The sequence below is a fragment of the Streptantibioticus ferralitis genome, from assembly GCF_029223525.1.
Lineage (GTDB): Bacteria > Actinomycetota > Actinomycetes > Streptomycetales > Streptomycetaceae > Streptantibioticus_A > Streptantibioticus_A ferralitis.
Genome location: NZ_JARHTQ010000007.1, coordinates 16,553 through 41,024 on the forward strand (window position 1 = coordinate 16,553; position 24,472 = coordinate 41,024).

Annotated in this window: 19 protein-coding genes, 1 pseudogene and 1 riboswitch; of the genes and pseudogenes, 14 read left to right on the plus strand and 6 right to left on the minus strand. The window is 70.3% G+C overall.

Annotation, left to right across the window (positions count from 1 at the left end; translation table 11 throughout):
• Positions 1 to 536 precede the first annotated feature (536 nt).
• From P2L57_RS12795 to P2L57_RS12825, 7 genes and pseudogenes are all read left to right on the plus strand, one after another.
• The gene (locus P2L57_RS12795) at positions 537 to 3,623 is read left to right on the plus strand and encodes a SpoIIE family protein phosphatase (RefSeq protein ID WP_275813016.1); all 3,087 of its coding nucleotides are present in this window, start codon (positions 537 to 539) and stop codon (positions 3,621 to 3,623) included.
• A 184-nt stretch (positions 3,624 to 3,807) separates the two neighbouring features.
• Positions 3,808 to 4,098 (plus strand): annotated as a pseudogene (locus P2L57_RS12800) (NAD-dependent malic enzyme); the annotation flags it as partial.
• A gap of 20 nt (positions 4,099 to 4,118) precedes the next feature.
• Positions 4,119 to 4,349 (plus strand): hypothetical protein, encoded by a 231-nt coding sequence (locus tag P2L57_RS12805; protein WP_275813022.1) that lies wholly within the window; start codon positions 4,119 to 4,121, stop codon positions 4,347 to 4,349.
• 238 nt (positions 4,350 to 4,587) lie between these two features.
• Positions 4,588 to 4,772: riboswitch (cyclic di-AMP (ydaO/yuaA leader) on the plus strand.
• Between the two features lie 2 nt (positions 4,773 to 4,774).
• Positions 4,775 to 5,614 carry a CAP domain-containing protein gene (locus P2L57_RS12810; protein WP_275813025.1) on the plus strand — a complete coding sequence of 280 codons (840 nt, stop codon included), beginning with the start codon at positions 4,775 to 4,777 and terminating at the stop codon, positions 5,612 to 5,614.
• A 180-nt stretch (positions 5,615 to 5,794) separates the two neighbouring features.
• Positions 5,795 to 6,952: a TIGR03118 family protein gene (locus P2L57_RS12815; RefSeq protein WP_275813028.1), complete on the plus strand. Its 1,158-nt coding sequence runs from the start codon at positions 5,795 to 5,797 to the stop codon at positions 6,950 to 6,952.
• 154 nt (positions 6,953 to 7,106) lie between these two features.
• Entirely contained in the window at positions 7,107 to 8,429 is a 1,323-nt protein-coding gene (locus P2L57_RS12820) for a protein kinase domain-containing protein (RefSeq protein WP_275813032.1), read from the plus strand.
• 79 nt (positions 8,430 to 8,508) lie between these two features.
• Positions 8,509 to 8,712, plus strand: coding sequence for a hypothetical protein (locus P2L57_RS12825; protein ID WP_275813035.1), 204 nt, complete (start codon positions 8,509 to 8,511; stop codon positions 8,710 to 8,712).
• A gap of 6 nt (positions 8,713 to 8,718) precedes the next feature.
• Here P2L57_RS12825 and P2L57_RS12830 read toward each other — a convergent pair whose 3' ends face one another.
• The 3 genes from P2L57_RS12830 to P2L57_RS12840 form a co-directional block, all read right to left on the minus strand.
• A complete protein-coding gene (locus P2L57_RS12830; protein ID WP_275813038.1) occupies positions 8,719 to 9,465 on the minus strand; it encodes an SIR2 family NAD-dependent protein deacylase in 747 nt (248 codons plus the stop codon).
• The gene (locus P2L57_RS12835) at positions 9,462 to 10,145 is read right to left on the minus strand and encodes a rhomboid-like protein (protein WP_275813041.1); all 684 of its coding nucleotides are present in this window, start codon (positions 10,143 to 10,145) and stop codon (positions 9,462 to 9,464) included. The genes P2L57_RS12830 and P2L57_RS12835 overlap by 4 nt, the downstream gene beginning before the upstream one ends.
• A 249-nt stretch (positions 10,146 to 10,394) precedes the next feature.
• Positions 10,395 to 11,357 carry an acyl-ACP desaturase gene (locus tag P2L57_RS12840; protein WP_275813044.1) on the minus strand — a complete coding sequence of 321 codons (963 nt, stop codon included), beginning with the start codon at positions 11,355 to 11,357 and terminating at the stop codon, positions 10,395 to 10,397.
• Between the two features lie 311 nt (positions 11,358 to 11,668).
• Between P2L57_RS12840 and P2L57_RS12845 the strand changes: the two genes are divergently transcribed.
• A complete protein-coding gene (locus tag P2L57_RS12845) occupies positions 11,669 to 12,853 on the plus strand; it encodes a hypothetical protein (RefSeq protein ID WP_275813047.1) in 1,185 nt (394 codons plus the stop codon).
• A 420-nt stretch (positions 12,854 to 13,273) separates the two neighbouring features.
• Here the strand turns inward: P2L57_RS12845 and P2L57_RS12850 are convergent, their stop codons facing one another.
• From P2L57_RS12850 to P2L57_RS12860, 3 genes are read right to left on the minus strand one after another with little or no spacing between them, the layout of a single operon-like run.
• Positions 13,274 to 14,509: a cytochrome P450 gene (locus tag P2L57_RS12850; RefSeq protein ID WP_275813050.1), complete on the minus strand. Its 1,236-nt coding sequence runs from the start codon at positions 14,507 to 14,509 to the stop codon at positions 13,274 to 13,276.
• Positions 14,506 to 15,267, minus strand: a complete 762-nt coding sequence (locus tag P2L57_RS12855) for a thioesterase II family protein (protein WP_275813053.1) — start codon at positions 15,265 to 15,267, stop codon at positions 14,506 to 14,508. The genes P2L57_RS12850 and P2L57_RS12855 overlap by 4 nt, the downstream gene beginning before the upstream one ends.
• Positions 15,268 to 15,310: 43 nt before the next feature.
• Positions 15,311 to 17,137: a non-ribosomal peptide synthetase gene (locus P2L57_RS12860; protein ID WP_275813056.1), complete on the minus strand. Its 1,827-nt coding sequence runs from the start codon at positions 17,135 to 17,137 to the stop codon at positions 15,311 to 15,313.
• Between the two features lie 233 nt (positions 17,138 to 17,370).
• On the opposite strand from P2L57_RS12860, the gene P2L57_RS12865 reads away from it, so the two are divergent.
• From P2L57_RS12865 to P2L57_RS12890, 6 genes are read left to right on the plus strand one after another with little or no spacing between them, the layout of a single operon-like run.
• The gene (locus P2L57_RS12865; protein ID WP_275813059.1) at positions 17,371 to 18,408 is read left to right on the plus strand and encodes a pyridoxal-phosphate dependent enzyme; all 1,038 of its coding nucleotides are present in this window, start codon (positions 17,371 to 17,373) and stop codon (positions 18,406 to 18,408) included.
• 19 nt (positions 18,409 to 18,427) lie between these two features.
• On the plus strand, positions 18,428 to 19,624 hold the full coding sequence (locus P2L57_RS12870; protein WP_275813062.1) for an ATP-grasp domain-containing protein: 1,197 nt from the start codon (positions 18,428 to 18,430) through the stop codon (positions 19,622 to 19,624).
• Positions 19,621 to 20,904 (plus strand): MFS transporter, encoded by a 1,284-nt coding sequence (locus P2L57_RS12875; RefSeq protein WP_275813065.1) that lies wholly within the window; start codon positions 19,621 to 19,623, stop codon positions 20,902 to 20,904. Before P2L57_RS12870 ends, P2L57_RS12875 begins: the two co-directional genes overlap by 4 nt.
• A complete protein-coding gene (locus P2L57_RS12880; RefSeq protein ID WP_275813068.1) occupies positions 20,837 to 22,075 on the plus strand; it encodes an ATP-grasp domain-containing protein in 1,239 nt (412 codons plus the stop codon). The genes P2L57_RS12875 and P2L57_RS12880 overlap by 68 nt, the downstream gene beginning before the upstream one ends.
• Positions 22,076 to 22,126: 51 nt before the next feature.
• The gene (locus P2L57_RS12885; protein ID WP_275813071.1) at positions 22,127 to 23,134 is read left to right on the plus strand and encodes an ATP-grasp domain-containing protein; all 1,008 of its coding nucleotides are present in this window, start codon (positions 22,127 to 22,129) and stop codon (positions 23,132 to 23,134) included.
• Entirely contained in the window at positions 23,131 to 24,465 is a 1,335-nt protein-coding gene (locus P2L57_RS12890; RefSeq protein ID WP_275813074.1) for a hypothetical protein, read from the plus strand. The genes P2L57_RS12885 and P2L57_RS12890 overlap by 4 nt, the downstream gene beginning before the upstream one ends.
• Positions 24,466 to 24,472: the final 7 nt, after the last annotated feature.

The window sequence follows — 24,472 nt, forward strand, 5'->3', positions numbered from 1 at the left end:
CGTGCCGGGGCGCGCTGGGTGCCGCCCGGCGGACCCCGTACGGGGGTATTGATCTTGCCGGGGGCTCTGGTCACCCCCGGCCGGGGCCTGCTCCACGAGCTGGCGACACCGGGGGGACGGCCACGAGGTGGCGGCCTTGCGCCTGGGTGAGTCCGGAGACGGCAACCGGTGGTCGAGGCCGACGAGTTGGGCGTGGCTGAGGCGTGCCACTGCTGCCGCCCTCGGTGGGCCGGGTGGCCTCGACTGTCTGCGGCCGTCTGATGCGGCGACCCGGCCAGGGCCGCGGCGGCGCCCCGCGCCGCGCCCACGCCGGGGGCCGCGGCCGGTGCGTCGGCGCTGGTCAGGCCGCCGCGCACGGCCGTCGAGGGGCCGGATACCGTCGCGCGGCCGGTCCCGGCAGGTCGCGGAGCGGCTTGCTGACCGGCCGGTAGCGGTGTGCGCTCGCCGTCCGGCAGGCGGCGTAGCACTCTGGAGGTGCGGCGGCGGGTATGTGAGCGTGCTGGACCGGGACGATGACGTCTGGTGGTTTCTTGGTCATGCACCGATACGAGCTGGATCCCGCGCGAGGAGCCCCCCAGGGCTCGGCGGGCGGCGCAGGGGCGCGGCTGGAGGGCCATCGGCTGATTCCCTTGGCGACCGCGCTGCTCGACGGCGACGGACGGATCCTGCACTGGAGCGAGGACGCCGAGGCGCTGCTGGGCTACTCGGCGAGCGAGGCCGTGGGCCAGTTCGCCGCTCAGCTGCTGCTGGCCGAGGACCAGTGGACGGAGGTGCTGTCCCTGTTCGACAGCATCGCCTCCGGCCGCGGCTGGTCCGGTGTGTTCCCGGTCAGGCACCAGGACGGCCACTACGTTGACCTGGAGTTCCGCACCTACCCGATCGTCGGCCCCGAGGGGCGGCGCTTCGTCCTCGCGACGGCCTCCGAGGTGCAGGCACTGCGCCGGGTCGAGCAGGACCTCGCCGTCCTGGACGGATTCTTCAACCAGTCCCCGATCGGCCTGGCCCTCTACGACACCGACCTGCGGTTCATCCGTATCAACGAGGCACTGGCTCGGATGAACGGCCTGACAGCGGAGCAGCACATCGGCGGACGGCTCAGCGAGGTGCTGCCGGACATCAACGCCAAGGAGATCGAGGAGGTGATGCGCCGGGTGCTCGCCACCGGCGAGCCGGTCGTCGATGCGCGGTCGCACGGCCGCACGCCAGGCGATCCCGACCACGACAGGGCCTGGTCGGCCGCGTACTTCCGGTTGGAGGCGCCGTCCGGCCAGATCCTCGGAGTCAGCTCCTCGATCATCGATGTGACCGAGCGGTTCCAGGCCGAGGCCCAGGCGGAGCAGGCCCAGCAGCGGCTCTCCCTGCTGGCCGAGGCCAGTGCCCGGATAGGCGCCACGCTGGATCTGCGCCGGGCCGCCCGAGAACTGTCCGAGGCGATGGTCCCCCAGCTCGCCGATGTGTGCTCGGTCCATGTACTTGAGCGGCTGGTCGGCGGTATGGACCCGGAACCGGCGGACGCGGCCGAGTCGCCCCTGGTCCGGCGCTTGGCGCTGGCCTCCTCGGAAGGTGACTTCCCCGCCGTCGACCTGCCGACGGAGGGCGTGTACCGCATCCCGCCCGGCTCACCGTACGAGCAGGCGATGGTGGGCCGGCGCACGGTGATCGTGCCCGCCGAGGAGCTGCCGCCGCTCACCGTGGCCAGCCCCGACCGGGTGCGTTCCTACCTCGCCCGCGAGTCCCAACCCGTGCGCGTGGTTCCGCTGGTCGCCCGCGCGACGGTGCTCGGCATAGTGATCTATGGCCGTCACAAGGACCGTGAGCCCTTCGACGCCCAGGACAGCACCTTCGGCGATGAGTTGATCTCGCGCGCCGCGGCCTCGATCGACAACGCCCGGCTGTATCTGCGTGAGCACGAGAACCTGATGGAGCGTCAGGCGGCGCTGCGTGAGGCCAACGCCGCCCGGGAGCAGCTCGCGCTGATCAACGAGGCCAGCAGCCGCATCGGCACCACACTGGACCTGCAGCGCACCGCGGAGGAACTGGTCGAGGTGGTCATACCGCGGTTCGCCGACTTCGTCACCGTCGACCTGCTGGACCCGGTGCTGCGTGGCGAGGAGCCCGACAAGCTGCGTGCCGACCAGCCCTTGGTGCTGCGCGCGGTCGCGGTCGGCGACGCGGCCGGATCGGGATTGCTGGACGTCGCCGACTCCGTGGGGGAGACCTCCGAGTTCGAGTCCCGCAAGGTCTACGCACAGAGCCTGCGCAGGGGACGCTCGATCCTGGTGCCGGAGGTGGACGAGGAGAGCCTCGCCGCCATCGTGAGCACGCCGGACCGGGTGGCGCCCGGCATCGCGGCGGGTGTCCACTCGTATCTGATGGTGCCCGTCCTGGCCCGCGGCGCGGTCCTCGGCGGGGCGGAGTTCATCCGTACCCGCAACCCCGCGCCGTTCACCGCCGCCGATGTGGCGCTCGCCGAGGAACTGGTCGCCCGCGCCGCGGTGTCCATCGACAACGCCCGGCTCTACCGGCGGGAGCGGGAGACCGCGCTCACCTTGCAGCGCAGCCTCCTGCCCCAGGAGATCCGCCACACGCTGGGCATGGAGATCGCCCACCGCTACATGCCGAGCAGCGTGGGCAGCGAGGTCGGCGGCGACTGGTTCGACGTCGTGCCGCTGTCCTGCGGGCGGGTCGCGCTCGTCGTGGGCGATGTGATGGGGCACGGCATCCGGGCCGCCGCCACGATGGGCCAACTGCGCACGGTGGCCCGTACGTTGGCGACCTTGGAGATGCTGCCCGACCAACTGCTGACCCGGCTCGACGAGACGGCCTCGGGTGTCGGGGAGGGGCAGTTCGCCACCTGTCTGTGCGCGGTGTACGACCCGGTCGACCGCAGTTGCACCATGGCGTCCGCCGGGCACCTGCCGCCTGTGGTGGTGGCCCGCGACGGCGGCCCCCGGCCGGTCGCCCTGCCCGCCGGGGTGCCGCTGGGCGTGGGAGGAGTGGACTTCGAGAGCGTGGAGATCACCATCCCGGAGGGCGGCATTCTGGCGCTGTACACCGACGGCCTGATCGAACGGCGCGGCCAGGACATCGACGAGGGGATGGACCTGCTGTGCCGGACTCTCGCCGACGGCGAACGCAGCCTGGAGGAGACCTGCGACGCCGTGCTCGCCGAACTGGTGCCGGAAGGCTCCGAGGACGACATCGCGGTGATCATGGCCCAGGCGCTTCCGGTGCCGGAGGACAAGATCGCCACGCTTCCGCTGGCCGAGGATGTGGCGCTCGCGGGAGAGGCGCGGCGCTTCACCCGCAGCACACTCAGGTCGTGGGGGCTGACGTCACTCGCCGAGATCACCGAACTGCTGGTCAGCGAGCTGGTCACCAACGCACTGCGGCATGCCGGCCCGCCACGTCAGCTCCGGCTCTTCCAGGACCGTACGCTGACGGTGGAGGTGGCCGACACCAGCCGCCAGATCCCTCTGCTGCGCCCGATCGACGAGGACGTGGAGAGCGGCCGCGGTATGCGGCTGGTCAACGAGCTGGCCCATCGCTGGGGCAGCCGCACCACGCGCCACGGCAAGGTGGTCTGGTTCGAGCTGGAGCTGCCGCCCGGCGCCGCGCCCTGACGCTCTGGGCCTGGCCGGCGGATCCTCGGCGCCGAGCCGCCGCCAGGTTGCGCCCGTCGCGGCACCACGGATCCGGACTGTTTCCGCCGGTTGGCGGACGGGCGCGGGGATTCGCGCCGTGCCACGGCCGCTTGGTCGATAGAGCCGCGATAGTGGGCAGGCTCCCATGCCGCCGCTCGATTCCCGGGACATCAACCGGCACATCTATCTGCGCCAACTCCAGGACAACAACGAGGTGTTGTTCTACTGCCTGGTGACCCGGTACCTGGAGGAGATGCTGCCCATCGTCCATACGCCGACGGTCGGCGAAGCCTGCCGCCGCTTCAGCGCGATCTACCGCCGTCCGCGCGGACTGTTCATGTCCTGGGAGGACCGCGACCGCTTCGGGCGGATCCTGCGCAACCGCCCGAACGAGGAGGTGGACGTCATCGTCGTCACCGACGGCCAGCGCATCCTCGGCCTCGGCGACCCCGGGCGAGCCGCGTCACCGACCGGATGATGGTCGCCGCGGCGCGGGCGGTGGGACGCTGCGCCACGCAGGCGGCTCCCGCCGACGGCCCGGCCCCGCTGCTGCCGCCGCTGGAGGGCATGCGCGCGGCGGCCCGGGAGATCGCCGTCGCGGCCGCACTGGCGGCGGTCGAGGACAAGGTGGCTCCGAAGATGACCGAACCGGAAGTGCGGACGGCGGTCACGGCGACCCAGTGGTCTCCGGCCCACGCTGACTGATCCATGGTGGTTTCCGCACCTATGGGGCGCTGTGTCGGGTGGCGCGCACCCGGAGTGTCGTGAAGTCGCCCTGTATGTAGGGGAATATCGGCCCACATTCCATGATGGTGCGTCAGATTAGCCGTTGCCTGTGTGATGTACGCGACACATGCTTGTGGGTCACGATCTCGGCTGCCTAGCGTGCGGGGTGTTCGCACACGCGTACCCCTGCAGCCGGGACGCCGAGTCCTGTCCACCGGCCTACGGGCAGCCGATCACCGTAACGGGCAGGAGCGGGGGAACCAGGTAAGTCGCCGTCTCACGCCCTGTCCGGCGCCCGGGCGCGCGTGAACACGGCTCGGGGTGAAGCCGATATCCGTGCGGCCGGGCTACCTCACCGCCCGAACCCGACAGCTCACCTCGCAGGCGTCGTGGAGGAAGCCTGCATGCTGATACCGGGTTCCGGCCGGCACCGCCGTCCGCACCAGAGCTCCGCTCGCCGCCTCGCCGCCACCGGGATAGCCGGTGCCGGGCTCATGCTGCCGCTGGTGGGCGCCAGCGGCGCCACCGCGGCTCCGAGCGGCCACCAGTCCGCGACGCACGACCAGTGGCATCCGCAGCGCGAGCGGCATGTGCACCACGAGCACGAACACCAGTGGCATCACGGCACGCACCACGCGCACCACGCCGCCACCCCGCGTCCGGTCACCTCGCCGGCCGGGTCCGCCACCCCGAAGCCCTCGACCGCACCCTCGCGGTCCGCGTCCCCCACGCCCTCGGCCACGCCTTCGCACTCCGCGCCCGCCACGCCGCCGCCGGCCCCGGTCACCAGCAGTACCCCGACCGCACCGACCGGCGAGAACGCGGACGCCGTCCAGCAGGTGCTGGCCCTGATCAACAAGGCGCGGGCCGCCCAGGGGCTGCCCGCCTACACCATCACCGCCGGACTGACGCGCAGCGCCGGAGCCCACAACCAGGTCATGGCGGGCGGATGCGGCCTGTCCCACCAGTGCTCGGGTGAGGCCTCGCTGGGCGACCGGGAGACGGCCGCGGGCGTGCAGTGGAACTCGGCCGGGGAGAACATAGGCGAGGGCGGCCCGGTCAGCACGGGTTCCCAGGACATAGCCTCCATGGCCGTGTCGCTGACCCAGGGCATGCTGGACGAGAAGCCGCCGAACGACGGCCACCGCCAGAACATCCTGAGCAGCAGTTTCACCCACATCGGCATAGCCGTCCACCGGGACGCACAGGGCACCGTCTGGCTGACGCAGGACTTCTCCAACTGACCCGGCCGCTCCGGCGATGAACCCGCAGTGCGGCCCGCCCATCACGCTCGTGGGCGGGCCGGGCTGCGGACCCGGACATTAGGCCGAATGCATTCTTTATGCCTTGTATTACGAAATAACCTACCTGGCTGGTCAATGAATACTTCCGTCGGCTAACCCAGCAGCGAGGAAGAGCACCTCATGGCCCACCAGGTTTCCGTGCGCCACCGACGGTCCCGGTCCAAGCGACTGGTGACGGTCGCGATCACCCTCAGCGCCCTCGGAGCCGTCGCACTCACGGCACCGGCCGCCTCGGGGCAGCCGTCGCACCGACGGGACCGCGGCTACCGGGAGTTCGACTTCGTGTCCAACGTGCCGGGCAGAGCGGCGGCCACGGATCCGAACCTGGTCAACCCCTGGGGCCTGTCGCAGCTCCACGGCGCGGTGTGGGTCTCGGACAACGGCAGTGACAAGGCGACGGCCTACACCGGAGCCAGGCCGGGCAAACCGGCCAGGGTGCTGCCCCGGGTGGTGTCGATCCCCGGCGCCGGTGCGCCGACCGGCAATGCGCGCAACGATACGAGCGGCTTCCGTTTCCATGCCTTCGGGCGGTCAGGTGCCGCACGGCTCGTCTTCTCCGGCGAGGAGGGAGACCTCTTCGCGTGGAGCCCACGTGTGTCGCGGCGGACGGCCGTGCGGGTCGCCCACACCGAGACGGGCGGCGTCAACGCCGTCTACAAGGGGCTGGCGCTGGTGCCGTTCCATTCGAAGTGGTCGGCGTCCCGACGCCACCGTCACCACCCGCGGCTGCTCGTCGCCGACTTCCGGGACGCCCGCATCGACGTGTTCGACGGGCGCTTCCACCGCCTGCCGTCCCACGGACGCTTTCGCGATCCCAGCATTCCCAGCGGCTTCGCACCGTTCAACGTCAGGGTCTTCGGCCCGCGGGTCTTCGTGACCTACGCCAAGCAGGACCCGGCCAAGCACGATGATGTCGCCGGTGCGGGCAACGGCTTCATCGACGTGTTCGACCTGCACGGCCGACTGCTGCGGCATTTCGCTCGTCGTGGCGTCCTCAACTCCCCCTGGGGAATGGAACTCGCGCCCCGCGACTTCGGAAGGTTCTCCGGCGACCTACTGGTCGGCAACTTCGGCGACGGCCATATCCACGCCTTCAACCCGCGCACCGGACGCCTGATGGGAACCCTGAAGGACGCCAAGGGAAAGCCGATCACCATCCCCGGACTGTGGGGCCTGCTACGCGGTACCCACAAGGCACGACAGGACGCGGTCTGGTTCGCCGCCGGAATCAACGGCGAGCAGGACGGGCTGCTGGGCATCGTGCGGGCGAACTACTGAGCCGTCCAGAGCCCGCGCGACCGCCTCGCTCCACAAGGAATCCACATGATTGCCCTCTACCGTGCCGCACGGATCGGGATTCGCCCGCCGTACGAGGAAGGCCGAAGCCGGAGCCGTGGACCCGTGCGGCTTCTGCCGGAGAAGGGCACGCGGAATGGAGCACGAACGTCCGCTCGGTGAGCGGTATGCGGTCGGCAGGCTGCTGGGCCGGGGAGGAATGGCACAGGTCTATCTGGCCGACGACCTCAAGCTGCACCGCCGGGTCGCGGTGAAGACCCTGCGGCCCGAATGCGCGGGCGATCCGTCCTACCGCCAGCGCTTCCTGCGCGAGGCGCGGTCGGCCGCACTGCTCAACAGCCCCGGCATCGTGGCCGTTTACGACACGGGTGAGCAGATCGTGCACGGGGCGAGCCTGCCGTACATCGTGATGGAGTACGTCGAGGGCCGCACGCTGGCCGAGCTGGCGCACGGCGATCCGGCGCCGACGCCCGAACAGGCGCTGCGCCTCACCGCGGGAGTGCTGGCAGCGCTGGCGCACGCGCACCACTGCGGCATCGTGCACCGCGACATCAAGCCCGCCAACGTCATGCTCGGCGCCGACGGCACGGTGAAGGTCATGGACTTCGGCATCGCCCGGCCGCTTGGCGCGCAGGGTGCGACGCTGACCCAGACCGCGATGGTCGTCGGCACGGCCGAGTACCTGTCACCGGAGCAGGCACGCGGGGAGGAGGTGGACACCCGCACCGATCTGTACTCCACCGGCTGCCTGTTGTACGAGCTGCTGACCGGACGCCCGCCGTTCACCGGAGAGAACCCGCTGGCCGTGGCCTACTCGCAGGTACGGGACGCGGCCGTGCCGCCCTCCGCCCGGGTGCCCGGACTGCCGCAGGCGTGTGACGAGGTCGTCCACCGGGCCTTGGCCAAGGACCGGGAGGAGCGCTATCAGAGCGCTGAGGAGATGCGCGCTGACATCGAGCTCGCTCTGCGCCGACTCGCCAGCCCCGCCACCGAGGCGCCGCCGACCCTGGTGAGCAGCCCGCCCACCGCCACGGCCGCGATCCCGAACGACGAGGACACCCCCGCGCCCGCGCCGTCCACGGCTCGGCAACCGGAGAAGCGCGATCGGCGGCCCGCCCGCAGGCTGTGGTCAGTGGCGGCGGCGGTCGGGGTGCTGCTGGCCGCGGGCGGAGCGTACGCCGCGTCCGGCCCGGATTCCGCTCCCGGCCAGGCCCGGGCGGACACCACGGTGCCGGTTCCCGATCTCGTCGGGAAGACCCTCACCCAGGCACGGACGGGGGCACAGACGGTCGGCCTGCACGTCGTCCGGGGCGGATCCGGCACCTGTGCGGCGCACACCGCCCGGCACGCCGGTGCGGCGGCGCACTACGTGTGCGGGCAGGTTCCCGCCTTCGGCACCCGCATGGCGCGAGGCGGCAGCATCCGGGTCCAGTTGTCCACCGGACCGGGGAACCCGTAGCCGGGGCACGCGGGTTGCCGTACCGCCTCCGGAGTAGCCCAGGGTGCGGCGGGTCCGGGGGTGCCCGAGCCTTGGGGGTATGGAACATCCACCCGTCGTTGTGCACCCGGTCGAGAACGGAGCCCGGCGGGTGACGGTTCAGGGTGAGGTGGTCGGCCAGGCCTACGGTCTGGCGGACGTCGAGGAGTTCCTACGCCGGGCCGGCTTGGATCCGGACGATGTGGCGTTGGACGATCCGGCGCTCATCGAATGGCAGGAGGGCGGCCCGGACGTGTGGTCTTGAGCGGCCTCACGCCGCGCCCGGTTCTTCTGCGATGACGGCCAGGAGTGCGGGAAGCGCCGTGCCGATGGGATCGCGGACGATCTCGTCGGCCACCGGGTCGTACGGCGTCGGCTCGGCGTTGACGATGATCAGGCGGGCGTTGTGCTGGGCCGCCAGCCCGGCCAGGGAAGCGGCGGGCTGTACCTGGAGGCTGGTGCCGACCGCGATGAAGATCTCGGCGGCCTTCGTGAAGGCCATCGCCTGTCCCAGCACCTCGGGGTCCAGCGCCTGACCGAACATCACCGTGGCGGACTTCAGGATCCCGCCGCACCGGTCGCACGCCGGATCCGGCTCGCCCGCTCGCACCCGCTCCAGCGCCTCCGCCATCGCGGAGCGCGCCGCACACCCCGTGCACACCACTTCGCGGGCGGTCCCGTGCAACTCCAGCACCTTCCTGGCGGGCATCCCCGCCTGCTGGTGCAAGCCGTCCACGTTCTGCGTGATCACCCGTACCGGCACGCCGGAGCGCTCCAGCCGGACCACTGCCCGATGCGCCTCGTTCGGCCGGGCCCGCAACGTCGGACTGTCGCACCGCATGCGCCACGCCCGGCGGCGGATCCGCGGATCCGCCATGTAGTGGTCGTAGGTGACCAGCTTCTCGGCCTCGGGATCGCGTCGCCACAGACCGTTCGGCCCACGGTAGTCCGGGATTCCGGAATCCGTGGAGATCCCCGCGCCGCTGAGGACGACGACAAGCGGCCTGTGCGTGCTCATGCGTCGAGGGTACGCAGCGGGGCAGGTGCGGGCGACTGAGATTCGGCGAAGCGCCGCGGCTCGGCCGGCCGGGTGGCCCGCAGCCACCGGGTGCGCGCCGCCAGGCAGCCGAGGGCAAGGGATATCAGGTGCCCGGCGTCCGCGAGTTGCTGGTCGTACAGCCACGCGGCGGTCAGGACCACGGTGAGCAGTGGCAGACCGTACCGTCGGAGTCTGCCTCCGGCGAGCGCGAGCAGACACGCCCCGGTGGTGACCAACCCGTAGCTGATGCCGACGTCACGGGCACGGGTCGTGATCCCGGGCATGTGGGCGATGCGCATCAGCCACAGCGCGCCCTCGGTGAGCAGCGTCGCGCTGAGGTGGCCGTAGACGAACACCCCGACGGCCCGTAGGGCGCCCCACCGCCATTCCGCGGCGCCCAGCACGGCGGCGACGGCCGCCACGCCGAGCAGTACCGGGACACCGTCGACCACCAGGCCGCTGGTGAACAGGGTCCACCACTTGCCGACCTCCATATGGTGCACGTTGCTGCTGTTGTGCCGCATGAAGCGGGCCTGCTCGGCCGCGGGTTGGCCGCCCAGCCACCAGGCGGTCAGCAGCAACGCCACCACGTAGACGGTGGTGGCCCGCAGCCGCTTCGCCCCGTATGCGATCTCGTTCCGAACGTCGTGCTTCGCCATCCCGCTCCATCAGCCGCTCCGCGCGCGCCGAGGTGGCGCCGCGGGTCCTTCATGGAGTACAGACCACGGCCGGCCGCTGGCGGTTGCACGCCCGGTGTGCCGGTTCCCCGGGTTCGGCGGCGGATGCCCCCTTCGGATCGGCGGCGCCTGCTCGGCGGTACGCGGCGGCTGGCCGCTGGACCGCCAACGAGGCGCCGCCGCCGTCGACTTGCTCGGGTCGTGCGGGCTTCTCGTGCCGGTTCGTACCGCTCAGGTGTTGCGGCGCCGGGCCAGGAAGGCGGCCCGCCGTTCGTCGAACCGCTGGGCCTGATCGGCCAGTTCGCCCATGAACAGGCCGATCTCCTCCTGTGCCCGCAGCCCCTCGGCGCCGAGCCCGGAGATCTCCAGGACCTTCAGATGGCGCAGCACCGGCAGCAGTACGTCGTCGTGGTGGATCCGCAGGTTGTAGATCCCGCCGATGGCGATCCTGACCGCCGCCCGTTCGAAGCCGGGCATGCCGTGCCCGGGCATCCGGAAGCCGGTGACCACGTCCGCCACGGCCCGCATCGCCTGGTCGGGCGCGAGCTGGAGGGCCGCCGCCAGCAGGTTGCGGTAGAAGACCATGTGCAGGTTCTCGTCCGTGGCGATCCGGGCGAGCATCCGGTCGCACACCGGATCACCGGCGTGCAGTCCGGTGTTGCGGTGCGAGATACGGGTGGCCAGTTCCTGGAAGGCCACATAGGCCACCGAGTGCAGCATGCTGTGGCTGTTGTCGGCCTCGAAACCGGCCGACATGTGCTGCATGCGCAGACGTTCCAGCTCCACCGGGTCGGCCGCACGGGAGGTGAGCAGGTAGTCCCGCATCACGATGGCGTGCCTGCCCTCCTCGGCGGTCCACCGGTGCACCCAGGTGCCCCAGGCGCCGTCCCGTCCGAAGAGGGTGGCGATCTCGTGGTGGTAGCTGGGCAGGTTGTCCTCGGTCAGCAGGTTGAGCACCAGCGAGATCCGGCCGATGTCCGACACCTTGGACTGCTCGGGGGCCCAGGCCTCTCCGCCGAGCACACCGTCGAAGTTCCGGCCGTCGCTCCACGGCACGTACTCGTGCGGCATCCACTCCTTGGCCACCTTGAGGTGGCGGTTGAGCTCGGTTTCCACCACCTCCTCCAGAGCGTGCAGCAGCTGGGCGTCGCTCCACCCTTCCGAGGTGCGGGGACGGACGATGGCAGTGGTCACAGCGGCTCCAGGTGAAACGGGGGTGATGCAGCATACCTACGGCGCCGTAGGTTACGTCACCGTAGGTTCGATCCGGGTAAAGGGGGGTTCAAGCCGGGGTCCGAAGCCTCCGAGGCCGCTGCCCGCGGCAGAGCCCGAGTGGCTCACCTCACCCGCGCATCTGGCGGGCGGATCTTGTCCGGATACCACGGCCGCCAGTAGAACAGGGGTTCTTCGACTGGCCTGTGGGGGGCTCCTCAACACGTGGTGTCACGTGCGGTGGTGACCGCTGTCGCCAGTACACCGCCCGCGTACGAGAGCAAGGCAGCACCATGACCGCTGAACCGCCGTCCATCGGCGAGCCGCCCAGACCGCCGGAGGGGGACTCCCCGGTACTCGACGAGGTGTGGGAGAAGTTCCTGCAGGACGATGAGCGCGCGATCCGTGATTCGGCGCCGAAGGAACCGTCCGCGCGGGCGCGCATCGTCACCGAGCGGTTGCGGCGCGAGGACGCGGCCGCCGGGGCGCGGAAGGGAAAGGGCGAGGGCAAGGGCAGGAAGCGGGCCGAGCCGTGGCGGGCGGCGCCCAACGTGATCCCGCTCCGGCGCCGCCGGAAGGTGCCGAACTGGGCGCGCAACGCGCTGGCCGCCCTGCTGGCCGCCGGGCTGGCCGCGATCGCGCTCAATCCGTCCGCGGCGCTGTCGTGGGTGCGCGGTGGATCGGGCGGTAGCTCCACCGCGCCGACGGCGCCCGCGACCGCCGCGCCGACCACGGGCGCGCCGACGCCGAGCGCCGATGCCGCCCCGTTCGCCGGTTCTCCCGCCGAGAAGTGGGCCGACGGGGCCGACGGCATCGCGCTGCCGGAGGCCAAGCCGGTGGGCGCGCTGACCCGAACTCAGGTCGCCCAGGCCCTCGGTGACATCAAGAACTACCTCGTGGCGACCGACCTCGACCAGAACACGCTGCGCGGACAGCGGCCGCAGACGGCGTTCGACCTTCTCGACCCGTTGGAGACGAAGACCCTTGACCAGATGAACGCCTCACTCAAGGCGCCGGCCAAGGGGCGGGACCCGCTGGGGTTCATCAGCCGCTACAACCCGAAGGAACTGCGCTTCATCGGCCAAGTGGTCAAGACGCACGGGCTGATGACCTTCAAGGAGGGCCAGCACGGCTCACTCGAGGTGCACACCGACTACACCTTCGTCTATCCCTTCAGCAAGGCGGACGGCACCACCCAGGAGGTCGTCCGCAGCATCATCCGGCGGACCATGGACATCCGTGTGGTCGCCGACGCCTCCCAGTGGAACATGACCCCGGGCAAGCTCTGGATCCTCTCGCAGGCGACCAACACCACCAACGTCGGCTGCAACGGGGTCTACGACGGTTACCCGCACCCCCAGTTCACCGAGGACCTGCCGTCCCAACTGCCCACCGGCCCGGCCCACGATCCGTACGACGCGAGCCAGCCGATCGACATCAGCCACCCGGACGTCTGCGGCATCGCGACCCGTACCTGAGCGCGGGCACTGCCCGGATCACCCGGCCAGAGACGGACATTGATCCCGTATGACGATTTCTGTGATCTTGCTGTGAATCCCGATGTCCGTCTGAACAGAGGTTGTTCCACCTGAAGTTGCACCGGTTCGCGGCGGCCGTGGCTGCCGCCGCGATAGCCCCGGCCGCTTTCCAGGGGCGGCAACCCCGACGGCGGCACCGGCGCGTCGGACCTCGGCACTTCCGGCGCGGCGCCGACCCCCTCCGGTGACGGCGCCCAACTCGCCGAGACCGGCGCAAACCCCGCCACACCGTGGGCGGTCGGCGGCAGCGCCGTCGCGCTGACCTGGCGCGGGTCTGGTCCTGGCGGCCCGTCGCCGCTCGGCCGCGGACAGCTGACACACCTCGCGGCCGTCTCCCGCCCGGTTGCCCCTTCGCCGGGGTCAGCCGGGTATGCCCGCCAGGGTCCGGTGGGCGGAAGACGGTACGCGATCGGCCGCGGTCAGCCGCAGCGGGAGCCTGCGCAGGCCGTTGACCACGATGGAGTCCAGGTACTCGGGTTCGCCGTCGACGGCCACCTGCCCCACCTGCGCGAAGAACTCCCCGAGCACCGCCCGGATTTCCAGCTTCGCCAGCTGTGTCCCCACGCAGTAGTGTGGGCCCGCGCCCAGCGCCAGATGACGGTTCGGGGTGCGGCGGACGTCGAGGACATCGGGGTCGGCGAACTGCGCCGGGTCGCGGTTGGCCGAGGTCAGCCAGCACACCACCAGGTCCCCCCGCCGGATCCGCTGTCCGCCGAGCACCACATCCCGCTGCGCACGCCGCAGGATGTGCGTGGCGCTCGATGTCCAACGCAGGATCTCCTCGACCGCGCTGTCCACCACGTCGTCGAAGCCGTCGCGCAGCAGCGCCCACTGCTCCGGCCGTTCCAGCAGTGCGAGCATGCCGCCGGACATCGCGAGACGTACGTTCTCCGTCCCCCCGACCAGCAGGTTGTCGCAGTTGAGCACCACCTCGTCGAGGGGCAGGTGCTCGCCCTCGAACCGCACGCCCGCCAGGACGCTCACCAGGTCCTCGCCGGGCTCGACGCGCCGCCGTTCCACCAGGTCGCCGAAGTAGTCCAGGATCTGCAGATGGGCGATGCTGCGCTCCTCGGCCGTGCCGGCGCAGAACGCGTCCGTCGACCACTCCACGATGGACGGACGGTCCTCGTCGGGGATGCCGAGGAAGGTGCAGACCACCTCCAGCGGCAGCTTCGCGGCGACATCGGTGACGAAGTCGATCCGCGAGGCCCGCACGGCTTCCCGCACGATGGAGTGCGCCGCGGAGTTCAGGGACTGCGCCAGCAGCCGCAGGTTACGCGGCGCGAACCAGCCCGCGATCGCCCCTCGCAGCACGTTGTGCCGCGGCGGGTCGGACAGCGCGAGGGTACGGTTGCTGCCGGGGTCCTCGCCCTGTGCCAGCGGCCGCAGCAGGATGCCCGATGACGAACTGAAGGTCGTCGCGTCCCGCAGCACTTCCCTCACCTCGTCGAACCGGGTCAGCGACCAGAACCCGGGAAAGATCCCGGGTTCGTGCCAGACCACCGGCTCGTTCTCCCGCATCCACCGCCACAGCGCGAACGGGTTGCCGTACCGATATGTCGCGCCGTCGACGAGGTGGCTGATGTCGTGCCTCATATCGCTTCCCATCCAGAACTGGTACCGACCGTGGCGAGGCACCGAGCGAGCTCGGCGAGGATCAGCGGGGCCGGAGGATCGGTGCGTAGGTAGAAGTGCCCGCCCGGGGTCACCATCGGGACGAACTCGGCTTCGGTGTGGCCCCGCCACGGTGTGAACCGGGAGCGGATCTCCGGGACGTCGTCCGCGCCGACCACGGCCACCAGCCGGGCGTCGATCCGCTTTCCGGTGTGTTCCCGGTACTCGGCGACCAGGCGGAGGTCGCCCTTGATGTAGTCGAGGATCAGGTCGAGCAGTTCCGGGTCCTCGCGGATCTCCGCGCTCACCGGTTCATAGCGTTCGAGGTAGGCCAGCACCTCCGCGGAGCTCTCGAACGGGACCGGCGGACGCAGGGCGGGCGCCGCGGCGGAGGACACCACCAGCGTCGGCACGGCCGCTCCGGCCCGCTGCAGACAGTGGGCGACCTCGAAGGCGACGTATGCGCCCATGCTGTGACCGAACAGCACGGACAAGCGCGTCGGCTCGGCGAGGATCTCCTCGGCCACCGACTCGGCGAGCTCCAGCAGACTGGCCGCCGTCGGCTCCGCGATCCGGTCCTCCCGCCCGGGGTACTGCACCGCGCACACCTGCGCCGACGGCAGCAGCGACGACCAGGAACGGAAGAAGGACGCGCACCCGCCAGCGTGCGGAAAGCACAACACGGCCTGGTCGGCGCCGGGTTGGGGGGCGAAGCGCCTGATGGAGGTCAGTGCGGACATGGCAAGTACCCATCGGTGCGGCGGCGTTGTGGGCCGGAACGATTCAGAGACTGGACAGCAGCTCCACCTGCTGGGGGATCGTGCCGCAGCGGTACACCTGCTTGACCGCGACCGGCCGACCGGCGATCCTGCCCAGCGCACGGGAGAGTCGGAGCACGGTCAGGGAGTTCCCGCCGAGCTCGAAGAAGGTGCTTGCTTCGGCTCCGTTCACCGACACGCCCAGGACCTCCTCCCATGCCCGGGTGATCTGTGTCGCGAGAGCGTCGTCCGCGACCGCCTGGGCCGCGTCGGCCGGCTCGGCCGCCGGGGTCGGCGCGGCCGGGCGGACCGAGGCCAGCAGCGCGGACCGGTCGATCTTGTCGTGTGCGGTCCTCGGCAGTGTGTCGACGAACACGACCCGGTCCGGGACAACGGCGGCGCCGAGTGCCGCGGCCGCCTGCCGGCGCACCGAGGCCGCGTCGAGACGCGCGCCGGCGACCTTGACGACGAAGGCGTAGCACGTCGAGGTGTCACCGTCGTGCGCCACCGCGGCGGCCTGCACATCCGGATGCGCCACCAAAGACTCCTCGATCGCCTCGATGTTGACCCGTACGCCGCGGATCTTCACCTCGTTGTCCAGCCGTCCCGCGAACTCCAGTCCGTTCACCGCCGACCAGCGGCCGAGGTCGCCGGTCAGATAGACCTTCACGGTCCGCCCGGGTGCCAACTCGATGTCGACGAACCTGACTTGGGTCTCCCGCTCGGCGCCGACATACCCCTGGGTCACCCCGCTGCCGGAGATGGCGATCTGCCCCACCTCGCCCATCGGCACTTCGCGCAGCCGGTCGTCGAGCAGGTGGATCGAGGTGCCGGGGATCGGGAACCCGATGCTGGAGCCGTCGGCCTTCTCGTAGAGCCGGTAGGTGGCCCAGACGGTGCACTCGGTCGGGCCGTACTCGTTGCCGAGGGTGACATCCGGCAGCAGCGAGAAGTGCTGCTCGATGACCCCCTGGGCGAGCGACTCGCCGGCGCAGATCACCAACCGCAGTGACGCGAGGTCGGCGACGAGCCGCTCGTTCTGCCGAGCGGTGTGCAGCAGCTCCGCGTAGAAGCTGGGTACGGTCAGGGTGTGTGTGACCCGGTGCCGTGCGATGAGCCCGACGAGCGCCGCCGGATCACGCCGCTCGTCCTCGCGCGCGATCACCAGCGTGCCGCCCGCGGCGAGGGTGCCCCAGACACCGGCCACCGACGAGTCGAAGTAGAACGGCGACAGCAGCAGGAAGGTGGGGGTGCCGAACCCCTCGTACACCGCGAGCCGTGCGGCGTTGGAGTTCGCCAGGTTGCGCTGGGAGACCGACACGCCCTTCGGCTTGCCGCTGCTCCCGGACGTGTAGAGGACATAGGCCTCGTCCTCCGGGCTCGGCCGGGTAGCCGCGGGCCCGACGTCCGCGCCGCCCCCGGAAAGCTCCCGCAGTTCGCCGCTGCGGGGATCGGCGACCACCGACACCCCGGCCGAGGAGCGGATATGCCGGACGGCGCTTTCCGGGGATTCCGGATTGAGGAAGACGAATGACCGGCCGGACAGCGCGACGCCAAGCGGATAGGCCGGCGCACCGGCCGTACGGTACGCCTGGATCCCGATTCTGCGTGAACTGGCGTACGTCTGGTCGGCGTTCAGTCGGCGGGAGACGTCCAGTGCCATGGCGGCGAGTTCCCGGTACGAAACGGTGTCGTCCCCGCATATCACGGCGGTACGGTCCGGGTGCAGCCGGGGGCGTGTCAGGACCGTGTCGCAGACGCGTTGATCGGGTTCGGGCAGGTGCGGTCCGGTCCCAATTTCGTGGGCGTGAGGTTCTGGGCGGTAAGTATGAGATGTAGGCAGGCTTCCCATGGCGGTCCATCCTTTGCGGCACCGTCAACTCTGTCCACGCGGCACCCGGAACCTTGTCAGGTTCAACATTCCAACCACCGACTTGACATGACTTCTTGACGGCGGCGGCGAGCCGCTCCTAGGTTCTCGGCCGTACCTCGGGCGCCACGCGTCTGCCGGGCCTGACGGCACTCCGAGTTCCTCGAATTACCGCGGGCACAGCTGAACGCGACTCATCCGGAAAGGATTTCGAAGTGTACAGAACGTTCGCGGAGAAACTGGCCGAACCGGACCTGATCGAGTTGGACGACAGGATCTACGTTCTTCGTTTCGAAGTAATGAAGGTTACTTCGGTCTATGCGGCGGTAAAGGACCTGCTGGCCCGCGGAGTGATCCACCGCGGGCAGACGCTGGTCGACAGCTCCAGCGGCATCTACGGTCATGCGCTGGCCCTGGTCTGCCGTGAACTCGGCCTGAAGTGCCATATCTTCGCCTCCGTCGCGGTGGACGCGGCGATCAGGACCCAGTTGAAGTACCTCGGCGCGACCTACGACCAGGTTCCGTCGTCGGAGAGCCTCAAGCACGACCAGGAGACCCGCGTCCGGCTCGTCCACGCGTACCTGAACGAGCACCCGGACGCCTACTGGATGCGGCAGTACCACGACGACGTGCACTACATCGGCTACGAGAGCGTGGCCAAATCGCTGGTCAGCGAGCTGGGTTCGCACGAGATCACGCTGGTCGGCGGGGTCGGCACCGGCGCGTCGACCGGCGCGATGAGCCGCTATCTGCGGGCCTCGTGCACCGAGGTGCGGGTGGCCGGCATCCAGCCGTTCGGTAGCCGTTCGTTCGGCTCGGAATCCGTTCCCCTCGACGGGTTCATCATCGCGGGCATCGGCAGCGGAATCCGGTTCGACAACATCGACTACCGCGCCTACGACGACATCCACTGGCTGGACTTCGACGTCGCCGCCGCCGGTTGCCGTCATCTGCTCTCCACCACCGGTGTTTTCGCCGGGCTTTCCGCGGGAGCGGGCTGGCAGGTGGCGCGCCACCTGCGTTCCACCGAGCCCACGGGCGGACCGATCGTGTTCATGGCGGCCGATCCCGGACACCGCTACGTGGACAAGGTGTTCCCCGCGGACGGGCCGCTCCTCGAAGACCCGGAGTACCGCCCGATCGTCATTTCCGACCTGGCCGACATCACCGGTCCGTGGTGCACGGCGAACTGGTCCAGGAGGCCGTTCAGCGTGCAGGACAACCTGCCGGAACTGGTGCTCCAGGCCTCATAGCGTGAAGGAAAGAATTCAAATGGCCAACGTCGCGGTCATCAACTACGGTCCGCTGAACGACTATGCCGCCATGCTCCCGGAACTCGTCGACGGACTGCATGTCCTCAGCCACAACGACCTGGCGAACACGGCGGACTTCGCGCTTTACGAGTACGTGCCGGACTGCGAATTCGTACCGTATCCGGAACTGAAGATCCGGCAGCTGGCGCGGGAGCGGCGGTTCACCCACCTGATCACGGACAACGAATACGACCTCGAACGTGCCGCCAGAATCCGGGAGGACCTCGGCATCCCCGGCCAGTCCTCGGCCAGCGCGCTGTCGTTCCGCGACAAGGTGGTCATGAAGGAGGTCGCCCAACGCGCCGTCGCCACACCGCGTTTCGCCCGGCTCCAGGCGATCAACGACCTGACCGACTTCATCGCCGAGAACGCCTACCCCGTCGTCGTCAAGCCGGTGAAGCAGGGCGGTTCGCGCGACATCGTGGTGCTGCGCGACGAAAACGAACTGGTCGAGTTCAGCCGTCGCCACTGGCGTGACGACCTCATGGTCGAGGGCTATGTCGAGGGCGACATCTACCACGTCGACGCGGTGCTGGCCGACGACTACCGGTTCGTGGCGTCCTCGCGGTACCTGCGCAACTGCCTTGGCGTTCTGTCCGGGCAGAACAACGGTTCGCTGCAACTGCACCCTCAGGACAAACTCGCCAAACGGCTTGAGGAGTTCCTCGACACCACGCTCGGGGCCTTCGACACCCCGTCGACCGGCGCCTACCACCTTGAGGTGTTCCACACCCCCGAGGACGAACTGGTGCTGTGCGAGATCGCCTCACGCGTCGGCGGATCCCGCATTCCCGCGCTGACCCGCGCCACCTACGGCCTGGACCTGCTCACCACCTGGCTGCGGCTGTCGTGCGGGCTGCCCGTCGACCCGCCGCCGAGCGCACCGCCGGCCGAGTTGCACGGCTCGGTCGCCATCGTGCCGCAGGGCCGCCCGGTACGGGCACCGGACAGCCCGCCTTTCGAATGGGTACGGCACTACCAGGTGAACAAGCAACTCGCGCCGGGCGCCACGCCCCAGAACAGCACATCCAACCTGTGCTTCGCGATCGTACGGGGCGCCGACACCCAGGAGGTCGAGCGGCGGCTGCTGGAAGTCGAGGACTGGCTCCTGGCGCACCTGCGCGAACGGCCGAGCCACGAAGGGCCGAACCCGTGAAGACGTGGCGGCAGACGTCACCGACCGGACGCACCCTGCTGATCGCGGTGCTCTTCACCGGCCTGACGACGTTCATGTTCCTGCCGCTGCTGGCCATCCAGCTCACCGCGCAGGGCATCCCGGCCAGCCGGACGGGATTCCTCGTGGGCCTGCTCGCCTTCTCCAGCCAGGGCTTCTCGCTCCTGTGCGGGCTGCTGGTGGACCGGATGGGCGCGCGGCGGGTGATGATGGCGGGGTTCGCGTTGCGGATCGTCGGCTATCTGCTGCTCAGCCTCGGCGGCGGCACGCGGTTGACGCCGATCCTGGCCGGCATCGTGACCATCGGCGTCGGCGGGTCGATGCTCGGGCTGTCGATCAAGACGCTGCTGGTGTCGGAGGACAGCGTCGAGCCGCGCACCATGCTGGCGCTGCGCGCCACGTTCGTGAACATCGGCGTGGTGCTCGGCCCGGCGTTGGGCGCGGCGGTCTATCCGCTCGGTTTCCCGTTCATCCTCGGCGCCTGCGTGCTCTCGCACCTGGTCCTCGGCCTGCGCCTGGTGTTCCGGCCGGTCGCGGCGGGGCCCCGGCCGCGACCGGTCGCGGGCGCCGCGGCACATGACTGCGCACCGGAAGCGCCACGTTGGGCGCGCTGGCAGTGGGCGCCGCTGTGCCTGATCGGCGTCGCCTACTGGGCGATCTACAGCCAGCTGAACGTCGTCATGCCGATCACCGCGCGTGCGATGACCGGCAGCACCGCCGCGATCTCGGTCGTCTTCACGGTCAACGGCGCGCTCGTCGTGCTGTGCCAGTACACACTGCTGCGCCATGTGTTCCGCCGGACCGCCACCCGTACGCTCCTCGTCCTCGGGTTCCTCGCGTTCGGCTGTGCGTACGCGGCGCTCATCCCGCGCGCCGGCTGGTTCTCGCTGCTGGTCTTCGTGCTGCCGGTCACGGCCGCGGAGATGCTGGTCGGGCCCAGCCTCGACGAGCAGGCGATCAAGGCGAGTTCGAAGCGTGGCACCGGGCGCGCGCTCGGCACGATGAGCGCGGCCGGTGCCTGCGGGAGCCTGCTCGGCGCCAGCATGGGCGGCTACCTGCTGCAGACGCTGCGCGGTGGCAGCGGGGTCTGGCTGGTGATCACCGGGCTGTCCGTCATCGCGGCGGCGCTCTGCCTCCTCCTACCGAAAGATCGTGCCCACCATGCCTCCAGCAACGTCCCAGGGGGAGCGCCCCGTGCCGCCAGCCGAGACCCCAGGCCTGCCGCCCCGCCCGGAGCGGAACCCAGCGGCGCGGCCCGATGACACCCAGCACACCGCCGTGTTGCTCAACCCGCGCGACCTCGTCATCGGCGCCGCGCGCAAGCTCGGCGTCACCATGGTCGTCGCGGCCCTGCCCGGCACACCCGAACCCGAAGGCGTGCCCGGGCCGGTCTTCCGTACCCCGTGGGACACCGACCCCGACGAACTCATCGCGCACCTAACGGCGTTGGGCCTGTCGGGCTCGGTCAGCTGCTTCGGCTTCGGTGAACTCGGCAGCGGGGTGTCCGCCGTGGTCAACCGCCGGATGGGATGGCCCGGCAACCCGCCGGAGGCGCTCGAAGCCTTCAAGGACAAGGCGAAGCTGCGGGCCGCGGTAGGCGACCGGGCCGGGGTGCCGGTGGCCCACGTGACGTGCCGGGCGAAGGAGGAGATCCGCCCGGCGATCGAACGGATCGGTCTCCCCTGCGTGGTCAAACCGGTGGACGGCACCGGGAGTTCCGGCGTGCGCTACCTGACCCACCGGGTCGAGGCCGAGCGCTATCTGACCGCGCTCGACTTCGAAACCCCCCATCTGGTGGAGGAGTTCCTGACCGGTACCGAGTACAGCGTGGAGGCGATGAGCTCGCCCGCCGGTCACCGCATCCTGGCCATCACGGAGAAGATGACCACGGGCGCACCGCACTTCGTCGAGACCGGCCACACACTGCCCGTCCGCCTGCGCCCGGCCGAGGAGGCCGCCATCGCCGAGGTCGTCGCCGCCACGCTGGACGCGGCGGGTTACCGCTACGGCCCTTCGCACACCGAGATCATGCTGACCGAGGCCGGGCCCCGGCTCATCGAGTCGCACGGCCGCCCCGGCGGCGATCGGATCAGCGACATGCTGGAACTCGCTCTCGGCGAGGATGTCTTCGAGCAGGCGATGTCCGCTGTCTTCGGCCTCCCGGTGCCCACCGAGCCCACCCGTACCCGCGTCGCCGGGATCCGGTACGTCACCTTCGACCGGACGGTGCCCATGCCCGGCATCGACACCGGGCCGGTCGGCTCGCTGCCCGGGGTCACCGAGGTCGGCATCGCCGTACCGGCGGGGCAGCTCCCGCCGGAGGTCCGCAAGTCCGGCAACCGGCACGGCTTCGTCGTCGCCACCGGCGACACCCGCGACGAGCTGGAGAGCAACCTCGCCCGCGCGGTACGCACGCTGACCGCAGGCGCCTGAGCCGGCAACTTCCTGCCCTGACAGACCCGTTCAACCCGAGAGGCGCTTCCCGTGTCGTACAAGATCCTGGTCCTGGTCTCCGAGGCGGCCACCTTCCGGCTCGACAACCACTCGATCATCCCCAGCGCGCTGCACCGCGAAGGCCACGAGGTCTACATCGGCGACATCGACACGCTCTGCGTGCACGACTCCGTCGTGGTCTGCGACCGGGTGAAGCTGACCGAGGAGTACCTCGTCGGCAGCGACTTCCCGGCACTGAGCGAGACCTACGCAAGCGCCGAGGAGTTCGACCTGGTGTGGGTGCTCGCGGGCACCCACCCCGATGCGCTCACCGACCACTTCCAGCTGCTGTGGCTGCTCAACCGGCGGGTGCCGTTCGTCAACGAAGCGTCGGCGCTGTTCTACATGAACTCCAAGACCACCCTCGGCGCCGCGGTGCCGAACGAGAACCTCCCCGCGTCGTACGTGTCGAACGACTTCGACTTCCTGACCAGCCTCGTCGAATCCGACAGCGAGCGGACCTGGGTGGTCAAGCCGACGAACGACGGTATCGGCGCCGACGTCTACTTCCTCAGCAAGAACGAGCGCAACCGCTCCGCGCTGCTGCAGTCTGCCACCGGCAACGCCGCACCGCGCTACGGCAGGTACGGCCGCGACATCATCGGCATGGCCAAGCGCTACACCGCCGTGCAGGAGTACATACCGAACGTGCGCAGCAACGAGAAACGGGTGATCATCGCCGGGGACGTGCCGGTGAGCGGCTTCCGGCGCTTCCACCCCGACCACGACGACCGGGCCAACGTCACACTCGGCGCCAGGTTCGAGGCCCTCACGCTGACCCCGGAGGAGGACGACTTCGTGCGCCGGCTCGGCAAGCGGATGATGGAGCTGGGCATCTTCTACTCCGGCATCGACCTGGCGTACCCGTACGTCATGGAGTTCAACCTGGTGAACCCGGGCGGGCTGAGCTACGCCTACCGCGCCACCGGAGTCGACCGGTCCTCCGAGGCCGTCAACACCGTGCTGGCCGCGCTGCGCGCCTCGGGGAAGCTGTCATGAGCCCGTGGAACTGGCTGGAGCCGCGGGCCGTTGAGGCGTGGACGGACTTCGCGGCCACCACGGACGCCGAGCCCGACCGGGCGCGCTTCCTGGCGAGCATCCACCGTCCCAACTGGCGCCATATGTACCCGCCGCAGTTCTTCACCACCGCCGCGGCCGACCGGACCGCGACGACCGGGGTACGCCTCGCCGAGCTGGTCGCCGGCTTCCCGCGACGGGTCTTCGGCGACGACCTCGCGGCGTGGGCCGAGTACCTCGGTGTGCCGGGCGAGGACGCCGACCTGATGTGCGCTGCACTGCGCAGCCCCCGGCTGCGCCGCGCCGCCACCTCGTTCATGCGCCCCGACCTGCTGGTGACCGACGACGGCCTGAAGCTGGTCGAGATGAACGTGGCCACCTCGCTCGGCGGGCTGAGCACCCTCGCCCCGTACACCGCCGCAGCCCGGGACTCGGCCTACAACCGCTTCCTGCGGCAGCGCGGACTGGGTCTGCACGGGCCGGACACCTCGAAGGTGTGGCTGGAGATGTTCGCCGGGCTGGTGCGGCGACGCGGCGACCAACCACCGCACGTCTTCGAGGCGATCGCCAATCCGGCGGACATCGACTCGGGCCGCCGCTTCTTCGTCGACATGGTCCGCTCCGCGGGCTACGAGATCAGTTGCGGACTGGTGTCCGACCTGGAACTGACCGACGAGGGCGGGCACTTCGAGGGCAGACGGGTGGACGTCGTGGTGACGATGTACACCTGGCACGAGGCGAGGCACTTCGTACCGCCCGCGCGAACCCGGGCACTGATGGATCTCGACATCGCGGGCAAGCTGGACTTCATCGGCTCCCCGGCCGCCGCGCTCTTCGACAACAAGGCGAACCTGGAACTGCTCACCGCCCCGGAGTTCGCCACCCATCTGCGCGCGGACGAGCGGGAGTTGGTACGGGCACACGTACCGACGACCTTCCGGCTGCGGCCGGAGACCGCCGACCGCGCGGTCACCGATCGCGAACGGCTGATCTGCAAACCGGCGTCGGCGTACGGCGGCAAGAACGTGGCGTTCGGCTGCACCATGGACGACGCGCAATGGCGGGCGCTGGTTCGGGAACGACTGGCCGATCAGCGGGAACGCCATGTGTTGCAGGAGCGGCTGCGTCCGGCGGTGGTCGAGCTGCCCGGCACGACTCCGCCAGAGCGCGAGGTGGTGCTGGCGCCGCTGGTGTTCGGCGGCCGGTTCGCCGGGGTGTTCCTGCGCCAGTCTCCGCCGCAGGCCCAGTCGACGATCAACGCGTCGAACGGCGCGGAGTCCGCGGCGGTCCTGACGTTCCGGGACCAGGCTTAAAACGCGT

Coding starts and splice junctions, on each gene's coding strand:
- P2L57_RS12805 (WP_275813022.1), top strand. CDS start 4,119: ATGATGGTCGCCGCGGCGCGGGCGGTGGGACGCTGCGCCACGCAGGCG.
- P2L57_RS12860 (WP_275813056.1), bottom strand. CDS start 17,137: ATGGGAAGCCTGCCTACATCTCATACTTACCGCCCAGAACCTCACGCC.
- P2L57_RS12815 (WP_275813028.1), top strand. CDS start 5,795: ATGGCCCACCAGGTTTCCGTGCGCCACCGACGGTCCCGGTCCAAGCGA.
- P2L57_RS12830 (WP_275813038.1), bottom strand. CDS start 9,465: ATGAGCACGCACAGGCCGCTTGTCGTCGTCCTCAGCGGCGCGGGGATC.
- P2L57_RS12820 (WP_275813032.1), top strand. CDS start 7,107: ATGGAGCACGAACGTCCGCTCGGTGAGCGGTATGCGGTCGGCAGGCTG.
- P2L57_RS12870 (WP_275813062.1), top strand. CDS start 18,428: ATGGCCAACGTCGCGGTCATCAACTACGGTCCGCTGAACGACTATGCC.
- P2L57_RS12850 (WP_275813050.1), bottom strand. CDS start 14,509: ATGAGGCACGACATCAGCCACCTCGTCGACGGCGCGACATATCGGTAC.
- P2L57_RS12890 (WP_275813074.1), top strand. CDS start 23,131: ATGAGCCCGTGGAACTGGCTGGAGCCGCGGGCCGTTGAGGCGTGGACG.
- P2L57_RS12835 (WP_275813041.1), bottom strand. CDS start 10,145: ATGGCGAAGCACGACGTTCGGAACGAGATCGCATACGGGGCGAAGCGG.
- P2L57_RS12795 (WP_275813016.1), top strand. CDS start 537: ATGCACCGATACGAGCTGGATCCCGCGCGAGGAGCCCCCCAGGGCTCG.
- P2L57_RS12810 (WP_275813025.1), top strand. CDS start 4,775: ATGCTGATACCGGGTTCCGGCCGGCACCGCCGTCCGCACCAGAGCTCC.
- P2L57_RS12845 (WP_275813047.1), top strand. CDS start 11,669: ATGACCGCTGAACCGCCGTCCATCGGCGAGCCGCCCAGACCGCCGGAG.
- P2L57_RS12825 (WP_275813035.1), top strand. CDS start 8,509: ATGGAACATCCACCCGTCGTTGTGCACCCGGTCGAGAACGGAGCCCGG.
- P2L57_RS12855 (WP_275813053.1), bottom strand. CDS start 15,267: ATGTCCGCACTGACCTCCATCAGGCGCTTCGCCCCCCAACCCGGCGCC.